This window comes from Moraxella sp. CTOTU46711 (genome assembly GCF_031975715.1).
Taxonomy (GTDB): Bacteria; Pseudomonadota; Gammaproteobacteria; order Pseudomonadales; family Moraxellaceae; genus Faucicola.
Map to the genome: position 1 here is coordinate 1 of NZ_DALYMP010000007.1, position 17,514 is coordinate 17,514.

General features: G+C 43.7%; 17 protein-coding genes. 11 read left to right on the forward strand and 6 right to left on the reverse strand.

Translation table 11 applies throughout. The features are described 5' to 3' along the window. Nucleotides 1-39 precede the first annotated feature (39 nt). Together RTJ53_RS09325 and RTJ53_RS09330 are read right to left on the reverse strand one after the other, a co-directional pair. On the reverse strand, nucleotides 40-1,026 hold the full coding sequence (locus RTJ53_RS09325; RefSeq protein ID WP_312276719.1) for a putative bifunctional lysylphosphatidylglycerol flippase/synthetase: 987 nt from the start codon (nucleotides 1,024-1,026) through the stop codon (nucleotides 40-42). A 46-nt stretch (nucleotides 1,027-1,072) separates the two neighbouring features. Then, complete coding sequence (locus RTJ53_RS09330; RefSeq protein WP_312276720.1) at nucleotides 1,073-1,384, reverse strand: DUF1289 domain-containing protein; 312 nt, start codon at nucleotides 1,382-1,384, stop codon at nucleotides 1,073-1,075. A gap of 234 nt (nucleotides 1,385-1,618) precedes the next feature. Between RTJ53_RS09330 and RTJ53_RS09335 the strand changes: the two genes are divergently transcribed. From RTJ53_RS09335 to RTJ53_RS09365, 7 genes are all read left to right on the forward strand, one after another. Further along, nucleotides 1,619-2,248 (forward strand): YqiA/YcfP family alpha/beta fold hydrolase, encoded by a 630-nt coding sequence (locus tag RTJ53_RS09335; RefSeq protein WP_312276721.1) that lies wholly within the window; start codon nucleotides 1,619-1,621, stop codon nucleotides 2,246-2,248. 119 nt (nucleotides 2,249-2,367) lie between these two features. Beyond that, nucleotides 2,368-4,257, forward strand: a complete 1,890-nt coding sequence (parE, locus tag RTJ53_RS09340) for a DNA topoisomerase IV subunit B (protein ID WP_312276722.1) — start codon at nucleotides 2,368-2,370, stop codon at nucleotides 4,255-4,257. Nucleotides 4,258-4,260: 3 nt separating this feature from the next. Next, nucleotides 4,261-5,217 (forward strand): hypothetical protein, encoded by a 957-nt coding sequence (locus RTJ53_RS09345; protein WP_312276723.1) that lies wholly within the window; start codon nucleotides 4,261-4,263, stop codon nucleotides 5,215-5,217. A 27-nt stretch (nucleotides 5,218-5,244) separates the two neighbouring features. Then, nucleotides 5,245-5,583, forward strand: coding sequence for a YnfA family protein (locus tag RTJ53_RS09350; RefSeq protein WP_312276724.1), 339 nt, complete (start codon nucleotides 5,245-5,247; stop codon nucleotides 5,581-5,583). Nucleotides 5,584-5,684: 101 nt separating this feature from the next. Next, the gene (locus RTJ53_RS09355; protein WP_312276725.1) at nucleotides 5,685-6,320 is read left to right on the forward strand and encodes a lysophospholipid acyltransferase family protein; all 636 of its coding nucleotides are present in this window, start codon (nucleotides 5,685-5,687) and stop codon (nucleotides 6,318-6,320) included. Between the two features lie 362 nt (nucleotides 6,321-6,682). After that, nucleotides 6,683-7,528 (forward strand): BamJ family beta-barrel-assembly machinery protein, encoded by an 846-nt coding sequence (locus RTJ53_RS09360; RefSeq protein ID WP_312276726.1) that lies wholly within the window; start codon nucleotides 6,683-6,685, stop codon nucleotides 7,526-7,528. A 151-nt stretch (nucleotides 7,529-7,679) separates the two neighbouring features. Beyond that, nucleotides 7,680-8,423 carry a BamJ family beta-barrel-assembly machinery protein gene (locus RTJ53_RS09365; protein ID WP_409418156.1) on the forward strand — a complete coding sequence of 248 codons (744 nt, stop codon included), beginning with the start codon at nucleotides 7,680-7,682 and terminating at the stop codon, nucleotides 8,421-8,423. A gap of 94 nt (nucleotides 8,424-8,517) precedes the next feature. Here the strand turns inward: RTJ53_RS09365 and argA are convergent, their stop codons facing one another. Beyond that, nucleotides 8,518-9,876: an amino-acid N-acetyltransferase gene (gene argA, locus RTJ53_RS09370; protein WP_312276792.1), complete on the reverse strand. Its 1,359-nt coding sequence runs from the start codon at nucleotides 9,874-9,876 to the stop codon at nucleotides 8,518-8,520. Nucleotides 9,877-10,377: 501 nt separating this feature from the next. Here argA and RTJ53_RS09375 point away from each other — a divergent pair. After that, a complete protein-coding gene (locus RTJ53_RS09375; protein WP_312276728.1) occupies nucleotides 10,378-10,911 on the forward strand; it encodes a hypothetical protein in 534 nt (177 codons plus the stop codon). Nucleotides 10,912-11,006: 95 nt separating this feature from the next. Here RTJ53_RS09375 and RTJ53_RS09380 read toward each other — a convergent pair whose 3' ends face one another. Genes RTJ53_RS09380 through vapB form a run of 3 tightly spaced genes read right to left on the reverse strand, consistent with a single transcriptional unit; the run spans nucleotide 11,007 to nucleotide 12,550 of the window. Further along, entirely contained in the window at nucleotides 11,007-11,891 is an 885-nt protein-coding gene (locus RTJ53_RS09380) for a patatin-like phospholipase family protein (RefSeq protein ID WP_312276729.1), read from the reverse strand. Nucleotides 11,892-11,894: 3 nt separating this feature from the next. Then, nucleotides 11,895-12,296 (reverse strand): type II toxin-antitoxin system tRNA(fMet)-specific endonuclease VapC, encoded by a 402-nt coding sequence (vapC, locus tag RTJ53_RS09385; RefSeq protein WP_312276730.1) that lies wholly within the window; start codon nucleotides 12,294-12,296, stop codon nucleotides 11,895-11,897. Between the two features lie 17 nt (nucleotides 12,297-12,313). Further along, nucleotides 12,314-12,550: a type II toxin-antitoxin system VapB family antitoxin gene (vapB, locus tag RTJ53_RS09390; RefSeq protein WP_312276731.1), complete on the reverse strand. Its 237-nt coding sequence runs from the start codon at nucleotides 12,548-12,550 to the stop codon at nucleotides 12,314-12,316. A gap of 266 nt (nucleotides 12,551-12,816) precedes the next feature. On the opposite strand from vapB, the gene recG reads away from it, so the two are divergent. From recG to RTJ53_RS09405, 3 genes are all read left to right on the forward strand, one after another. Next, nucleotides 12,817-14,985, forward strand: coding sequence for an ATP-dependent DNA helicase RecG (gene recG, locus RTJ53_RS09395; protein ID WP_312276732.1), 2,169 nt, complete (start codon nucleotides 12,817-12,819; stop codon nucleotides 14,983-14,985). Between the two features lie 220 nt (nucleotides 14,986-15,205). Next, the gene (locus RTJ53_RS09400) at nucleotides 15,206-15,385 is read left to right on the forward strand and encodes a hypothetical protein (RefSeq protein ID WP_036592470.1); all 180 of its coding nucleotides are present in this window, start codon (nucleotides 15,206-15,208) and stop codon (nucleotides 15,383-15,385) included. A 265-nt stretch (nucleotides 15,386-15,650) separates the two neighbouring features. Next, nucleotides 15,651-17,468, forward strand: a complete 1,818-nt coding sequence (locus RTJ53_RS09405) for an alkaline phosphatase D family protein (RefSeq protein WP_312276733.1) — start codon at nucleotides 15,651-15,653, stop codon at nucleotides 17,466-17,468. The last annotated feature ends 46 nt before the right edge of the window (nucleotides 17,469-17,514 follow it).

Genomic DNA, 17,514 nt, shown 5'->3' on the forward strand with positions numbered 1-17,514 from the left:
ACACGTTTGTTTGATGCAAAGTGTTAAAAATGTAAAAGGTTATTTTTTTTTGTCAGAATTTTCACTCAAATATAGCTTTGCCTCATATGCCAGCAATGCCACTAAGGCAACCAAAAATGGCATGATGTAATACAGTAATCTAAAAATCAATAATACCGCCAGCATCTGCGTCCGATCGACTTTGGGCAAAGCCGTAATCATAACCACTTCAAACACCCCCAAACCGCCAGGGACATGACTTAAAATACCGATTGCCATTGATTGAATAAATGCAGAAAAGGTCGCCCAATAGCTGATATGCTCAGAAGGCGGTAACAGTAAGTATAGTACTAACGCCACGGTACTTAAATCTAAAATCGCAATCGCAATCTGTTGCAGCACAATTTTGGCGGGCGGTAAGTCAAAACGCCAACCCCGAATTACCACATGTTTGCCTAGCTTGCCAGCGTACACAATAATCGCTGCAATAACGCTTAACATGATGATGCCAAGCATCCGTACATAGAAAGTATGCTCAAAGATGCCAAGCGATTTATCCAGTTCAGATAATAGTTGAATGGTAATCTCAGGATGGCTAGTCAAAGACGCCCCAATCAACGTGGTAATACCAAAGGTAAATGCCATTGACACCATCCAGACGATGTTGGCAATTTCATTATGAGTCAGATTAAAACGGCGATAGTTACGATAACGGATACCACTCGCGGTAACAAGATTGAGTCCAATGGTGTGGCTAATGGCATAAGCGGTAAAAGAGGTGAGGGCGACATGCGGGTAATCAAGTTTTTTGCCAAGTTGGCGTAGCGCAATAAAATCATAAATGGTGAGTACTAAATAACCAAAAGCCACTACGATGGCGGCGATAAAAAGATGGAAAGTAGGAATATGCGCGATAGCGTCTAGAACGTCTTGATAATGCACAGTTTTGGTCAAACGGTAAAGCGCACGAATTGCCATGAAAAAAATCAATACCGTAATCGCTGTTAATGCAAGTCGCCAAACCTGCTTAAACCAAGAACTATTCATGCATTCAACCTAATTTTTTTAGTAGACATTACGATCATTTAATTAATTAGTCGCCAACATTATTTTCATTATCTTCAAACAATGTCAAATTTATCTCATCATCTTGCGCAGTTTGGGTGGGGGTTTGGTGCGCCAAACGCTCGGCACGCAGTCGTTTGAGTCGTCGGATAGTCAATAGCTTAAGTACTTGCCGCTTTTGTGAGTCATTCATCATAAGCCAAAGGTCACGCTCGGTGCGATTGCGCAAACAGCCTTTACAATACCCCTGTTTATCAAGCTCGCAGACTTGAATACAAGGACTGGCAATATCAAATAGCTCTTGCTGCTCCATCGCGGTGATAACTCCTGACGACGCCATGCAAATGGACGAGTAATCCACCTATGCAGAGATAGGGTTAACTGGGCGGAAAATCAAATAACACAGGCAAAAACGTACCACCAAACACGGCTATCTAACTAACACGACAAATTTTAACGTGTTGAAACCTCGCATCATGGCTATTTTAGCCAAGCAATGCTAAGATTAAATGTTAGCCAAACCAACAACAGTTGATATGATAATTTACTATAATTAAAAATTTGAGATAAAGCCATGCAAATTGTGTATATTCACGGACTTGATAGCAATCCAAACGCCGAAAAAGCGCAAAAACTCAAAGATTTTTGTGCCAAAAATTTCCCACAAATCAAGGTTGTTGCGCCCGATTTGAATCGTTCACCCAATGAGTCGATTGCTTTAATCCAAGAAATTATTGCCAAAGACCCAAATACAGGTTTGGTCGGTAGTTCGCTCGGTGGATTTTATGGCAATATTTTGGCAAATTTGACAGGTAAAAAAACGGTATTGCTCAATCCAAGTGTGCACAGTGGCACAAGTCTCAAGCGTTTTTTTGGGGAAGATTTTGACAGTTTGCCCGATGATTATATCGGTCACGTGACGCCTGATGGCTGGCATATTAGCAAAAAAGATATTGAGTGGCTGGTAGCAAATCGCCCCCAACAATCGCTCAATCCGCAAAATTTATTGGTAATCTTGAAAAAAGGCGATGAGCTGCTCAACTATCAAGATGCGGTCAATTATTTTAGTCAAAGCGCTTTGGAAGAAAGCACTGCTCAAAGTCATATCATTGTGGAAGAGGGTGGTGACCATGTGATGAGTGATTTTGAAACCAAACTACCGCAAATTATACTGTTCTTGTTTGGCTTGCCTCTGATTCAATAAAAATGTTGGTCAAAAGTTTAGACATTAGCCTAGAAAATGGGTTTACGTCATACCACTAGCTATATCTACTATTTGTATTTGTTATGAATCATTTAAAATTTTAAAAAATTAAGGTTGTTATGAGTAGTTACACATCCACATCACTTGAAGTATTAGAAGGTCTTGACCCGGTACGCCGTCGCCCTGGCATGTATACTGACACCACCCGCCCCAACCACCTTGCCCAAGAAGTTATCGACAACTCAGTGGACGAAGCCCTTGCAGGTCACGCCAAAAACATTACTGTCATTCTACACACCGACGGTTCGCTGTCGGTCGAAGATGACGGACGCGGCATGCCCACCGACATTCACCCAGAATTTAAGCAATCGGGCATTGAACTGATTCTGACACGCCTACACGCAGGCGGTAAATTTTCTACCGACAACTACCAAGTCTCAGGCGGTCTGCATGGCGTGGGGATTTCAGTGGTTAATGCCTTGTCGCACAAAGTCGATGTCACTGTGTGGCGAAATGGCGAAGCATTCACCATGCAATTTGCCGATGGTAATGCGGTTGCTCCGCTGGCGGTTGCCCCGTCTTCTAACAAGAAAAAACGCGGTACGTTGGTGCGGTTTTGGGTCAATGAAACATACTTTGATTCACCAAAATTTAACATCAAACAACTCAAACATCATCTTAAAGCCAAAGCCGTGTTATCGGCAGGGCTGACCATTACTTTTATCAATGAAATTGACGGCGACAAAGACGTTTGGCAATTTACCGATGGGCTATCGCAATATCTCACCGAGCAACTGGTCGAAGAAATCACCCTCCCAGAACAGCCATTCGTGTTTAATTACGACGCCAAAAAAGGCGAGCGAGCAGGGTTAAGTTTTGCCATTTGTTGGCTTAGCGAGGGTGGTACGCCTGTGCAAGAAAGCTACGTCAATCTGATTCCTACAGCACAAGGTGGCACGCACGTCAATGGACTACGCACAGGTATTACTGACGCGTTAAAAGAATTTTGTGAACTGCACAATCTACTGCCGCGCAACGTCAAACTCGCTCCCGAAGACGTGTGGGATGGGGTCAATTATATTTTATCGCTAAAATTCTCCGAACCGCAGTTCAGCGGACAGACCAAAGAGCGCTTATCGAGCCGAGAAGCGGCGGGCGTGGTGCAAGCCTTTGCCAAAGATGGCTTTAGCTTGTGGCTCAACCAAAACTCAGAGATTGCCAAACAAATCGCTGAATTGGCGATCAATAAAGCAGGCAAACGGCTAAAATCTGCCAAAAAAGTTGAGCGTAAAAAAATCACCCAAGGACCGGCACTGCCAGGCAAATTGGCAGATTGTCGCGGCGATTTGCGAGATGGCGCAGAGCTGTTTTTGGTGGAAGGGGACTCGGCAGGGGGCTCGGCAAAACAGGCACGTGACCGTCACTTCCAAGCGATTATGTCTTTACGAGGAAAACCTTTAAATACTTGGGAAGTATCTTCTGATATTGTACTTGCAAATCAAGAAATCCATGATATTGCCATTGCCATTGGCGTTGATCCTGATTCGGACGACTTGAGCGAACTGCGTTATGATAAAATCTGTATTTTGGCAGATGCCGATTCGGATGGACTGCATATTGCCACGCTGTTGTGTGCGCTGTTTGTCAAACATTTTAAAGCAGTCGTTGATGCTGGGCATTTGTATGTCGCTATGCCACCGCTATACCGCATTGATATTGGTAAAGAGGTGGAGTACGCCCTTGATAATGACGAGCTTGAGCAAATCTTGAAAAAAGTGGCAAAAAATAAAAAGCCGCAAATTACCCGATTTAAAGGGTTGGGCGAGATGAGTGCCGAACAGCTACGTGAAACCACGATGAATCCTGATACGCGACGTTTGGTGCAGCTAGACCTTGATGACCCAATTGCAACCGATAGCGTGATGGATATGCTGCTTGCCAAAAAACGCGCCAGCGACCGTAAAGTATGGCTTGAGCAAAAAGGCGATTTGGCGGAAATTGGGGTTTGATAAATGAGTATACTTAAGAATGCTATTGATTCGATTGAAATTGGCTTAGAAGATTATAATACAGGTGAAGAACGTAGATTGTTATCTGCTACGAGAAATTTATACGCGGGTATCTTACTATTATTTAAATATAAGCTAGTTTTACTCAGCCCACCAGATAGTGATGAAGTCCTTATTAAAACTTCAATCAAGCCTATTTTAACAAATGGTTGTTTAGAATGGGTAGGCAGTGGTAATAAAACTGTAGATTTTCAAGATATTAAAAAACGCTTCAATGATTTAAATATTTCTGTTGATTGGAAAATTTTAGAAAGCATTCAAAAATACAGAAATAATATTGAACACTATTATAGCAATTATAATAAATCATCAGTTGAACAGCTCATATCTAACAGCTTTTTAGTTATAAGAGATTTTATAGTTACTGAATTAGAGGTAAATCCTTTAGATTTGCTATGTAAATCGTCTTGGGATACGATGCTTGCGATTAATGAAGTGTATCAGAAAGAGAAAGCGGAACGAGATGACGCAATAGCTTCTCTAAATTATTTATCGCCAGTTTTAGAAAAAATATTTGAAGATGCTATTTGTCCTGCTTGTGGCTCGGAGCTAATAGTTCCAGAAGTTGAGAATGAAAATGCTCAAGATGTGTATATTTATACATGTCGTTCTTGCAATCATCAGATAAAGTATAAAGAAATTGTAGAAATCGGTATTGAAAATTATTATAGTTATGATTTACATCTACATATTAAAGAAGGGGGAGATTCTCCAATCGCAATTTGTCCAGAGTGTAGTGGAACATATCTTTATGAAGAAAATGTATGTGCAGAATGTGGATTTGAATCAAATTTAGAGTGTGAGATGTGTAGTGATAGACTTTGTCCAGAAGATTTAGGATTGGAAGGAATTTGTAGCTACTGTAATTATAAAAGAGAAAAATATTTTAATGAAGATTGATTAATTTTTTATAAATTTTTTAAATGTATGAATCAAGTTCTTAATACCCTTTTACTGTTTATCATTACCGCTTTAGCCGAGATTGTCAGTTGTTATCTTGGCTATCTGATGCTCAAACAGCACAAACCGCTTTGGCTCATTGTACCTATGACCATCACGCTTGCCCTGTTCGTATGGTTATTGACCCTTCATCCCACAGCGACAGGGCGAGTGTATGCCGCATATGGTGGCATCTATATCGCGACGGCTTTGGTATGGCTAAAATTTGTCGATGGGGTTTCTCTGACACACTGGGACAGCATTGGCGGTTTGGTAATATTGTTGGGTGCAAGTATTATCATCCTTCAGCCCAAAAGTTTGTTATAAACTCCTCCAATCAACAAATTTGCTAATTTCAGTGAACTAATGTAAACTGAAAATTTCAGCCTACTATTTTAATTCAATCTAGTATCTCAAAGAGTATATTCATGGATATCAACCAAACGCCAGTAGACCCTAGCCAATTTGGGTCTAACGTGCCGCGCCGTCATGACCCAAAAATTGCCAAACTTGCCGCAAAATACTTACAAATAACAGGTTGGCAAGTGGTCGGTGACGTACCTGATGTCAAACAACTGGTGATGCTCGCTGCCCCGCACACCTCCAATGAAGATGGCTGGAATGCGGTCATGGGCATTTTATCGGTTGGCATTGATTTTAAATTGATGGGTAAAAAAGAGCTGTTTCGTCTCCCCCTCATCGGGTCTTTCTTAAAATGGGGTGGGATGATTTCAATTAACCGTCAGAAAAAAGGTTCAACTTTGCAGGCCGCCATTGAGCAGTTTAACCAACAAGATCAGCTTTGGTTAGGGTTGGCACCTGAAGGGACACGCAGTTATACCGAAAAATGGAAAACAGGGTTTTATCATATTGCCGTAGGGGCGGGCATACCGATTTTACCGATTGCGATGGACTATAACACCAAGCAAATGCGCTTTATGCCCTTGTTTTACCCAACGGGCGACTATGACGCCGATTTACCCAAAATTTTAGAAAACTATCGCGGCGTTTTGGGTAAGCATTTTGAAAAAATGTCACAGCTGTTGCAAGATTTGCATAGCTAATTGTCTTAGCTACCCCATAAATTTCTTATGCTGTTTATACGTTGAACTACTTTTAGTTAAGGTAGCTTTATGTCAAGGGCTTAACAAGTCTGCTATCGCATTCATCCCATTCATCGTTAACGGGCTGAAAGGATAAGAGAAGGGTAAAAATGCGCCATGAAATTCCTTTTGCTGACGATACGGTCAACAAAAGGGTATAAATCTAAAGACCGTTTTGATATCGCCCCTATTTGCCCACAAAAAAACCTAAACCTGACGATGCCATAGGTTTTACAAACTATTTCTGCTATGATAGATACAATTTTGAGACGATTTTTTAGTAGTTATTAGACCTTAATTGGACATATCAGATAGGAAATTTTATGAGCAATAATACAGTTCCCGTATTGGCAGCAGTTGTGTTAGGTGCTTTGGCATTATCACCCGTTTTTATCAAAAGTTTTGGCAATGACCCACAAGTAGCCGCCATCGGTAGCCGTCAGTTGGCGGGTAATTCAGCCGCTATCAATGCCCAAAGCAGTGAAGTGGCAAAGGTAGGTTATAGCCTAGGTTATATGATGGGTCAAAACGTCAAAAAAGACGCCAAAGACCTCAATCCTGCTGATATCAATCAAGGTATCAATGACGGTTTTAATGGTAAAGAATCGACCATGACCCGTGAAGAAATGATTAAAGCCGTACAAGCCTATGAGCAAAACCAAATGCAAAAACGCCTACAAGACAACCAAGCCAAAGGCGAGGCTTTCCTAGCGCAAAACGCTAAAAAAGCAGGGGTCAAAACTACCGCGTCTGGCTTACAGTATGAAGTGCTCAAAGAAGGTAGCGGCGTACAGCCAAAAGCTACAGATATCGTAGCAGTACAATATGAAGGTAAATTGCTAGACGGTAAAGTGTTTGATAGCACTGCACAGCATGGCGGTCAACCTGCGGTATTCCCGCTTAACCAAGTTATCCCGGGTTGGACTGAAGGCTTACAATTGATGAAAGAAGGCGGCAAATATCGCTTCTACATTCCATCAAAACTTGCTTACGGTGAGCAAGGCGCCCCTCAAGGTGGTATTGAGCCAAATAGTGTGCTCATCTTTGATGTTGATTTGCTAAAAGTCAATCCACCGGCTGATGCTGCACAGCCTGCTGCAGCGGATATCCAAGCCCAATTACAACAACAAATTGAATCCATGCAGTCAGCTTCTCAACCTACTCAATAGGTTGGGTTGGCGTCAGATAGGTGATCTCAATCAGCTGGGCAAGCGCAACTATCGAATTCGCTCGCCCTACTCATCGGCACGATGGCAAAGGAACATCCCAATGATTTTAGGATATAAAAAAGTAAGTTTAGTGACTGGCATCGCTACTGGCATGCTGTTAGCAGTTACGTCAATCAGTGCAAATGCCGCACCGGCCAGCACTGGCACAAGCAAAGTTGCGTCCTCTGTTTATGTACCAAAATCAACAGTGACGGCAACTAGCCCAGCATTGGCACAAGTCGGCTATAGCTTTGGCTATCTGATGGGTGAGAGCAACAAAGACAGTATTGATGACTTAAATCTTGATGCGTTTTTTCAGGGATTTCGGGATGCATACTCAGCGCAGTCGCCCAATCTTGACAAAAAACAAATGCAAAAAGTATTGCTAGACTATCAAAAGAACAAAGAAATTGCCTATGCCAAAGAAGTACAAGCGTTAGCAGCTAGCAATGCAGCAAAAGGCAAACAGTTCTTGCTAGAAAACGGCAAAAAATCAGGCGTGATGACTACCGCGTCGGGTCTACAATACCAAGTGCTAACACAAGGGAGAGGCAAATCGCCTAAAGCAACGGACAAGGTCAAAGTCCACTACGAAGGTCGCTTGATTGACGGTACGATTTTTGATAGCTCTTATAAACGTGGTGAGCCTGTGACTTTCCCACTCAACCAAGTGATTAAAGGTTGGACAGAAGGGCTACAGTTGATGAAAGAAGGGGGTAAATACCGTCTGTTTGTCCCCGCTAATTTGGGGTATGGCGAAGCAGGCAATGCCGATATCGAGCCCAATAGCGTGTTGATTTTTGATATTGAGCTGCTACAAGTCAATCCACCTGTGACCCAACCCGTCAAACTTTAAGTTTTTTCCAATCTTAAAGTTTTCCCCAGTTGGCTATAAAAAACGCTCATATTCCTATTGAGCGTTTTTTTGTAATGGCTTGAAAAGCGTACCTTTAAAGCACCTTTTTTAATACTTTAGAGTTGCGGGTATTGTCATAAAAGGCATAGCGGTCAGCCGGTAGCGATTCAGCAGGGACTTCCATAAATCCATGCTCGACAAACCAATGCGCGGTGCGAGTAGTCAATACATAGAGTTCATGAAGGCCGCGGCTACGCGCTTGTTGCTCTAAGAATGCTATCAAATCTGCGCCACGGCTACCATTGCGATAATCGGGATGGACAGCCACACAAGCCACTTCCGCGGCTTGGTCGTTGAGTGGGTATAAAGCCGCGCAGCCTAATACCATGCCATCACGCTCAATCACGCTAAAGTTTTCGATATCGCTCTCTAAACGCTCACGGGAACGACGGACCAAAATACCTTGTTCTTCGAGTGGCTCTAGCAGTTCAATCAAACCTACCACATCGTCGATATCGGCACGGCGAATTTCTTCATACGGGTCATGGGAGATTAGCGTCCCTGAACCATCACGCGTGAATAGCTCTTCAAGCAATGCGCCATCTTTGGCATAGGAGATGATATGGGTACGGTGGATACCGTATTGACAAGCATCGCTGGCTGCCCGTAAGAAACGCGCGATTTCTGAGCTTTCAGGAACATCTCGTAAGAAGCGTGTCACTTCATGCGGAATCATCTCTTTAAGCAGGTGATTGCCATCTTTATAGATACCTGTTTGCTCACCCAAGAAAATTAATTTATCCGCTTTTAGGCTAATTGCGGCTTGTAGCGCCACATCTTCAGCCAGCAGGTTAAATACTTCGCCGGTCGCAGAATAGCCCATACTACCCAAAATCACCACATGGTCATGGATTAAATTGTTGTGGATGGCTTCGGCATCAATCGCGCGCACTTCCCCAGTAAATTGATAATCGATGCCATTACGGATACCGTAAGGGCGGGCGGTGACGAAGTTGCCTGAGATGGCATCAATACGAGAGCCATACATCGGCGAATTGGCAAGTCCCATCGATAGCTGTGCTTCAATTTGCAGGCGAATTGAGCCAACGGCTTTTAGGATGTACGGCATGGCTTCTTTTGTAGTGATGCGCACATCATCTGCCATCGGTGTTTCGATATGGTTCTCGGCAAGATTGGCATCAATTTGCGGACGCGCACCGTGGACGAGTACGAGCTTAATACCAAGACTATGCAGCAGCGCAAAATCATGAATCAAATGGCTAAAATTGTCGTGATTGACCGCTTCGCCATTGAACATAATGACAAAGGTCTTGCCACGATGGGTGTTGATATAGGGCGCAAAGTTACGAAACCATAATACATAGGGCGGGGTAACATAAGCAGGGGTTGTGGCAGCGGCATTTTGTTGGGCAGTATTGGGTAAATCAATCATAGCGTGATAGGCAAGTATAGGGTTATTATCAGTCATCGTTTCGCCATCGGCAAGCGGTGCATTGCCATGGGTAAAACTTGCTGAAGTATCGGTTGAAGTTGGCATGATAACAGTAGACATGATAAAAAAAGTAGACGTACAAATAGCATACGATAAAGTTTTTGTCTCTTTTAATTAAACATACATGTAAGTTTAACAGCGTGATTGCGACGCATCGCTAAGAGACTAACGATAAGGCTATCAATAAACCTTACAAAATACAATAGCTAATCTTACTGATTTTGGCTGCGCTGTTTGTATTTAGTAAATTCATCGCGCAACTTTCAACTTGCTAGTGAGTTAAATTGTAAAGTTTGTTATGCTAATCTATAGTCGAGCCTTAACCTATTTGACCACCCAATCAGCGGTGTATGCCAACCTACCGAAAAAAGAGAATATGCTAGCACCGGCTGACACAACAATTTTGAACATTTGAAAATCATGATTTAATGGAGAATATTCATGCAAAAGCTTTCAGTATTCGCGCTAATGACCGCCTCACTTGGGGCATCAGCCGCCGCAATGGCTGTGCTACCAACGGTGGCATTAGACCCTGTTGATAATAGTCAAGCTGCACCTATCTCAGTGCCCGTTGCTGGACAAGTTCAAACCCGCATTTTAGCCTCTGTTGTTGGTCAGGATCCACAAGGTCAAGAAGTGTTAAGCCCCGTCAATGCACAAACGCGCCTTGCATCAGGCAACGTCGTAGAATATCGCGGCTACTTAACCAATAACAGCCCTGACCGTATCCGCAACATGAAAGTGACCATGAACATTCCAGCCAATATGGAATTAGTGAGCACGAGTGATGTGGAGCCAACCCGCGCGTTTGGTAGTATGGACGGTGCCAATTTTCAATATATGCCACTAAAAACCAATATGAATGGCGTGCTACAAAATCTACCGATGGCTTACTATAAAGCCATACAGTGGGATGTACCAGGTTTGGGTCTTAATGAAGTAGCGATGGTGAAATATCGTTTAAAAGTAAAATAATAAGCGCTCAATGCCTAGAAGCAATGCCTAGAAGGGCTCAACGGATAAAACCGCTCGAAGCGTAGCACCGCTCAATGATTGAGCGGTTTTTTTAGTTACAATTTTTGAAACTTGCCGATTTTTTGCTCGATATCGCTGATTTTTGCTAAGGTTGCGATTTCCCCTGCTCTTATCGTCGCCTCTCTGGCTACGGTATTGGTCGTGCCAATATCACCCACAGCTGGGCGTATCACCACGTCCGCTAATTTGATTTCAGCAGCATTTGCTTGATTGGGGATGACGGCAAATGTCTTATCCAGTAGCGACCAAAAATCTTGTGGATGGCTGTTTTTTGGCGGGCTTGAGACATCTACCGCGATGATAATATCTGCGCCCATTTGCTTGGCAGTTTGCACCGGTACAAGGCTTGTCAGACCGCCATCGCCATAGCGTTTATTGTTGATACGTGGCGGCACAAAAACACCGTACACGCTACTGGATGCACGCACCGCAAGACCGGTATTACCTTTATCAAAGACGGCTTTTTGCTTGGTGGTTAAATCCGTGGCGACACTGGCAAAACGGATGGGGAGTTTTTCAATCGGTCGATTATCGACTTGGGTATTTACCCAGTTTTGTAGTTTGATGCCTTCGATAAAGCCTTGTTTGCTCCAGCTATAATCGAGTAATTCATTATTGCTAACATGGGTCGCGATGTCTTCAAGTTCGCTAGCAGACTTGCCACTGGCGTATAAACTACCGACTAGACTGCCGCTACTGGTACCGACGATTAGGTCAGGGGTGATGCCATTTTTTTCCAGTACCTTGATGACGCCGACATGGGCAAAACCTTTGGCACCGCCACCGCCTAATACAAGGGCGATTTTGGGCTTTGCTGATGGTTGAACGGGTAGTTTTATAGGTTGGGTGGGTATCACTGGCGTTTGGGTGCAGGCGGGGAGTGCGAAAGTTAATAGCAGGTAAGTGAATAATTTTTTCATGATCTATGATACCCAGTTATCTAACCGTAATCCTTCGACACGCTCAAACTCTCGTAGGTTATTGGTCACCAAAATTAAGCCGCGGCTACGGGCATGACCTGCGATATGCATGTCATTTTCGCTAATGATGTTACCTTTTTTAGTCAAGTCAGCATAAATATTGCCGTAATGACTTGCTGCTTGGCTATTGTAATCAAGGATAACCAAACGTGATAAAAAATCATCCACATGTGCCAAGTTTTTAGCAATGTTTTGGCTGTTTTCCGCGCCAAAATACAATTCCGCTACTGTGATACTACTGACACAAATTCTAGCGGCATATTGGTTGAATTTATTTAAAGCCGCAATCGGACGTTGTTTGATGACGTGAATGGCGATATTGGTGTCTAGCATAAAGGTCAGCATACATCGCTTCCTAGAGGTTAGTCAAAGCTTTCGCGTTGGCTGATAGGAGCAGTGCTACGCTCTGCCATAAAGTCATCGGCGACGGAGTCTTTAGCAATAAAAAAGCTGTCCCATACGTTATTGATAGGGGTTAAAATACGTTCATTGCCGACTTTGCGGATATGAACATGTTTTATGTCATCAGCAAATCGCATATCTGCAGGTAGGCGCACAGCTTGGGTGCGGTTATTAAAAAATACGCTAGCTTGGGTCATAAATTATCCTTTTTATGCTATATATAATCAGTATATAGCATAAATTTTAAAAAGCAATCTGCGCTATTTTGTAGTAAAAATTCTGCCTATTATGTTTAGGAGACAAGCATAGAAGAACCTACTTTTAGTAGGTTTTTTTGTAGCTAACAATTACGCTATATTAAAAACAAAACCCTGTAAATGCTGTTAAAAAATGCCATAATAAACCACCTTTTTCATTAAAATAAAATCAATAAAAACAAGCTGTCTAAGGCATGACGAACTGCATGACCAACCCCATGATTCAACCCAATACTGACATCTTTAATCTCCCTGTTACTGCGCTTGCTGGCGTGGGTAGTAAAATCGCTGAACAGCTTGACCAGCTTGGTATTGAACGCGTGTTTGATTTGTTGCTACATTTGCCGCGTGATTATGAAGATCGCAGCCGACTGGTCAACATGTGTGATGTCGTCGATGGACAATCGGCATTGCTACAAGGCACCGTTGTCCGCGTAGACAACAAAAAGATGGGCCTGAGCGTGACATTGCAAGATAGGACAGCGCAAACAACATTACGCTTTTTCAAAGTCTATCGTGGACTGACCGATACCATGGCGGTGGGCAATACCTTGCGTGTGTTTGGCGAAATCAGTATCAGTAAGTATGGCACCCAAATTAGCCACCCTGAATATGAAATTATTACTGGACATCAACCTTTGACCAATACAGGGCTGATACCTGTTTATCCAACGGTCAAAAACTTGCATCAAAATAAACTGCGTAGCTTGATTCGACTTGCGCTGCAAACGGTCAAACAAGCCAATCCTGTGATGGCTATTATCAGTGATGCTGAGTGGCAAATCGTACAAAATGCGCTGAGCCAACAGTTTCCGTTACTAGCAGGTAGCCACAACCCATTTGGGGAATTTAGCTTGCTAGAAGCCATTAGCTTTATTCATCAGCCACCGATTTATACCGATTTGAACAAGCAAATGTTTGTATTAGAGGCGTTAAAAAATCGCACCCATCCGACGTGTCAGCGGCTCATTATCGAAGAAATGCTCGCGCACCAGCTAAGTCTACTGTACCGCAAACAACAACTTTATCAGCACAAAGCACCGCGATGCGATGCCACAAGCGCGCTTGCCAATCGGCTGTTAGCTAATTTACCTTTTACCCCGACCCATGCCCAAAATCGGGTAGTGGCGGAAATCGTCAAAGATTTGTCAACGTCAGTGCCCATGCTGCGACTCGTGCAAGGCGATGTTGGCGCAGGCAAAACCTTGGTAGCAGCTTTGGCGGCGTGTTATGCGCTTGATAGCGGTTGGCAAGTGGCGGTGATGGCACCGACAGAGATTTTGGCGGAGCAACATCTTAATAACTTTAAAAGCTGGTTTGAACCGCTTGGCATCGGTGTGGGTTGGCTGGTGGGTAAGCAAACAGCCAAAGCGCGTGAAAAATCCTTGCAACAAGTACAAGACAACGAGGTGCAAATCGTGGTCGGTACGCATGCGCTATTTCAAGAGCATGTTAATTTTGCCAAGTTGGGCTTGGTGATTATTGATGAGCAGCACCGTTTTGGGGTGGAGCAGCGAATGGCACTGCTCGATAAAGGCTTGGCGCATACCACACCGCATCAGCTGATTATGACAGCCACACCCATACCGCGTACCCTTGCCATGAGTGCATTTGGTGATATGGATACGTCGATTATTGATGAACTGCCGCCCAACCGCACCCCCATCACCACCGTCACCATAAGCCGTGACCGACGCGATGAAGTGATTGAACGTATCGCTGCCAACTGCGAGCAAGGCAAACAAGCTTACTGGGTGTGCCCACTGGTCGAAGAGTCAACAGTGCTTGATGCGCAAGCCGCTGAAGCGACCTATGCTGATTTGAATGATAGGCTCAATCTCAACATTGGCTTGGTGCATGGCAAAATGAAGTCCAATGACAAACAAGCGGTCATGGCGGATTTTAAAGCCGGTAAAACCGCTTTGCTGGTGGCTACCACCGTGATTGAAGTCGGAGTCGATGTGCCCAATGCCTCGCTGATGGTGATTGAAAATGCTGAGCGATTAGGGTTATCGCAATTGCACCAGCTACGCGGACGCGTGGGACGTGGCACCCAAAAAAGCTTTTGCGTATTGCTTTATCAAACGCCATTGTCAGAAACGGGTATCGAGCGGCTCAATGTGCTGCGAGATAGCAATGATGGCTTTGTGATTGCGCAAAAAGATTTGGAACTGCGCGGTGCAGGCGAGCTTTTAGGTAAACGGCAGACGGGATTTGATAGCTACTATGTCAGTGACCTAGCGAGAGATGAAAGCTTGCTAATCGTGGCGCAAGCGATTGCTAAGTACCTAATTGCTGATGAAAATCGCAAATCACAAGTGCAGCAATATATCAGCCATTGGACACCCGATGCCATCAAATACATTAACGCGTGATAGCGCATAGTAGGCGCTTGAATTCTGATAGAGCGTTATTTTTACAGATAAAGCGACTATTCACACCCCCAATTTTTTGTTATGTTATACCCTATGCACTTATTGATTAATTAACACTGACCTAACGATCGGTTTTAATTAATTTTTATCCATTGCGCAATATCACTGTTATTAATATAGAGTTATCAATATTTTATTATCAATATGAAGGATACCTGTTATGCCACAAACCAAATATGATTTACCTATCGCAGACCAAGCCGCTGCTGATGAAATCATCAAAAAAACCGAAGACATCAAAGGGGTCAAATTTGTCAACATTAACCCTAATGGCACCATCGTTGTGACCCATGGTGACGACTTTGATGAAGCCGCATTCAAAGCGGCTGCAGGGATCTAGCTAGTAGGTTTGATAAGCGACTAGGTTCTATGCCTAGTTTTATTCCCTGTATGTTTTATTACATAGATTTTTGACTGCACAAAAGCTGACTTCGGTCAGCTTTTTTATTGGCTAAAATTTGCCATTAATTGTTCATTCAATCGTCATACGGTTGTCACCTTCGTCAGCTAATGTTTCCTAGCGATAGCGTATCTTTTTATTACAATTTGACTTATCACAACTTGACTTTTCATATTGTTGCTTTGCCTTATCTAGAGGAAACCCTATGACCAAACCGCCTGCTGAGCAAACTTCTCCTATCCACAATTTGCTTAAAGACACCCAGCCATCAACCCCAAGTATCAACCGTCGCCGTTTTTTACAATCTACCTCGCTTGCGACTGTCGCAGGTGCATCGATGATGCTAGCGGGCTGTAATAATGACAATGATGATAATGATAACACAGCGCAGGTTAGCTTTTTACATGGCGTAGCCAGTGGCGACCCGCTTGCTGACAAAGTGATTTTATGGACTCGTGTGACACCGGTGAGCAGTGGTAGTAGCCTTGATGTCGAGTGGCAAATTGCCAGTGATAATACGTTTAACACCATCATCAATAAAGGCACGAGCAAAACAAACGGTGGGCAAGATTATACGGTCAAAGTGGATGCCACGGGTTTACAGCCGAATACGCCTTATTTTTATCGATTTATATGTGGTGGTGTCACCAGTCCGATTGGCAAAACCAAAACCCTACCTGTCACGAATGTCAATCAAGTGAAACTTGCGGTAGTGAGCTGTTCAAACTATCCTGCAGGCTATTTTCATGCGTATGCCGATATTGCCAAGCGCAGCGATGTCGATGTGCTGCTGCACTTAGGTGATTATATCTATGAATATGGTCGTCATACCATCGATGACCAAGGTAAAACGGTGCCTGCCTATGCTTCAAGCCATGCCGCACAGCTCAATCGTGAAGTCATTCCAGTGGAAGAATTGCTCACCATTACTGGCTATCGCTTGCGCTATGCCCAATATCGTACCGATAAAGATTTGCAAGCTGTACATGCCGCCATGCCAATGATTGCGGTATGGGACGACCACGAGATTAGTAATGATACTTATAAAGCGGGTGCTGAAAACCACCAACCCAATGAAGGCGATTGGAATCAGCGCAAAATGGACGCCATGAAAGCCTATCATGAATGGATGCCCACGCGTAATAGTGTGATGACGCAAATTTATCGTAGTTTTGATTTTGGTAATTTGCTCAGTCTGCATATGCTAGACACCCGTGTCATTGCCCGTGACAAACAGCTAGATTACAATAATTTTTTAATTAAAGACGCCAATGGTCAGCTCACTTTAGATGGCGCGAAATTCACCGCAGCAATGCAAGATACCAACCGCCAATTGATCGGTTTGCCGCAACAAAACTGGCTTGCAGGTCAATTGCAAGCGTCAAAGTCGACTTGGCAAGTTTTGGGTCAGCAAGTGGTGATGGGGCAGATGTTTATTCCTGCCCCCGTACTACTCAACTTTATGAATCCTGCCTTGGGCGTAGATGCCGTCACTTATCTGACCCTAATGCAAAAAGCGCAAACCGCGCCCACGACCTTGACGCCGCAAGAGCAAAGTATGGTACAACAGTTGCAGCAAGCCCCATTTATCCCTTATAACCTAGACGCATGGGATGGTTATGCGGTGGCACGCGAGATGATTTATGGTATTGCCAACGCGATGCAAAAAAACTTAGTGGTATTGGCAGGCGATACCCATAACGCTTGGGCAAATAATCTAGTCAATGTCAAAGGCGAACCCGTCGGGGTGGAATTTGCGGTACAATCAGTGACGTCGCCAGGTTTTGAAGAATACTTAGCGACAGTTGATCCGAAACAGTTAGCACTGGGCTTACCCATGCTGGTCAAAGGTGGTACGTTAAAATGGTGTGATACCTCTCAGCGCGGTTATATGATTGTGACAGCGACCCCTGAGCAATGCACCAGCGAGTGGGTGTTTGTCAGCGATATCACCAAGCCCACTTATTCAAGCAGTATTGGTAAAACCATGCGTGTCAAAGTGGGTGAGCCTTATTTGGTTTAAATAACTTTAACAAAACCCAATAAAAAAGCCGCTAACTTAGCGGCTT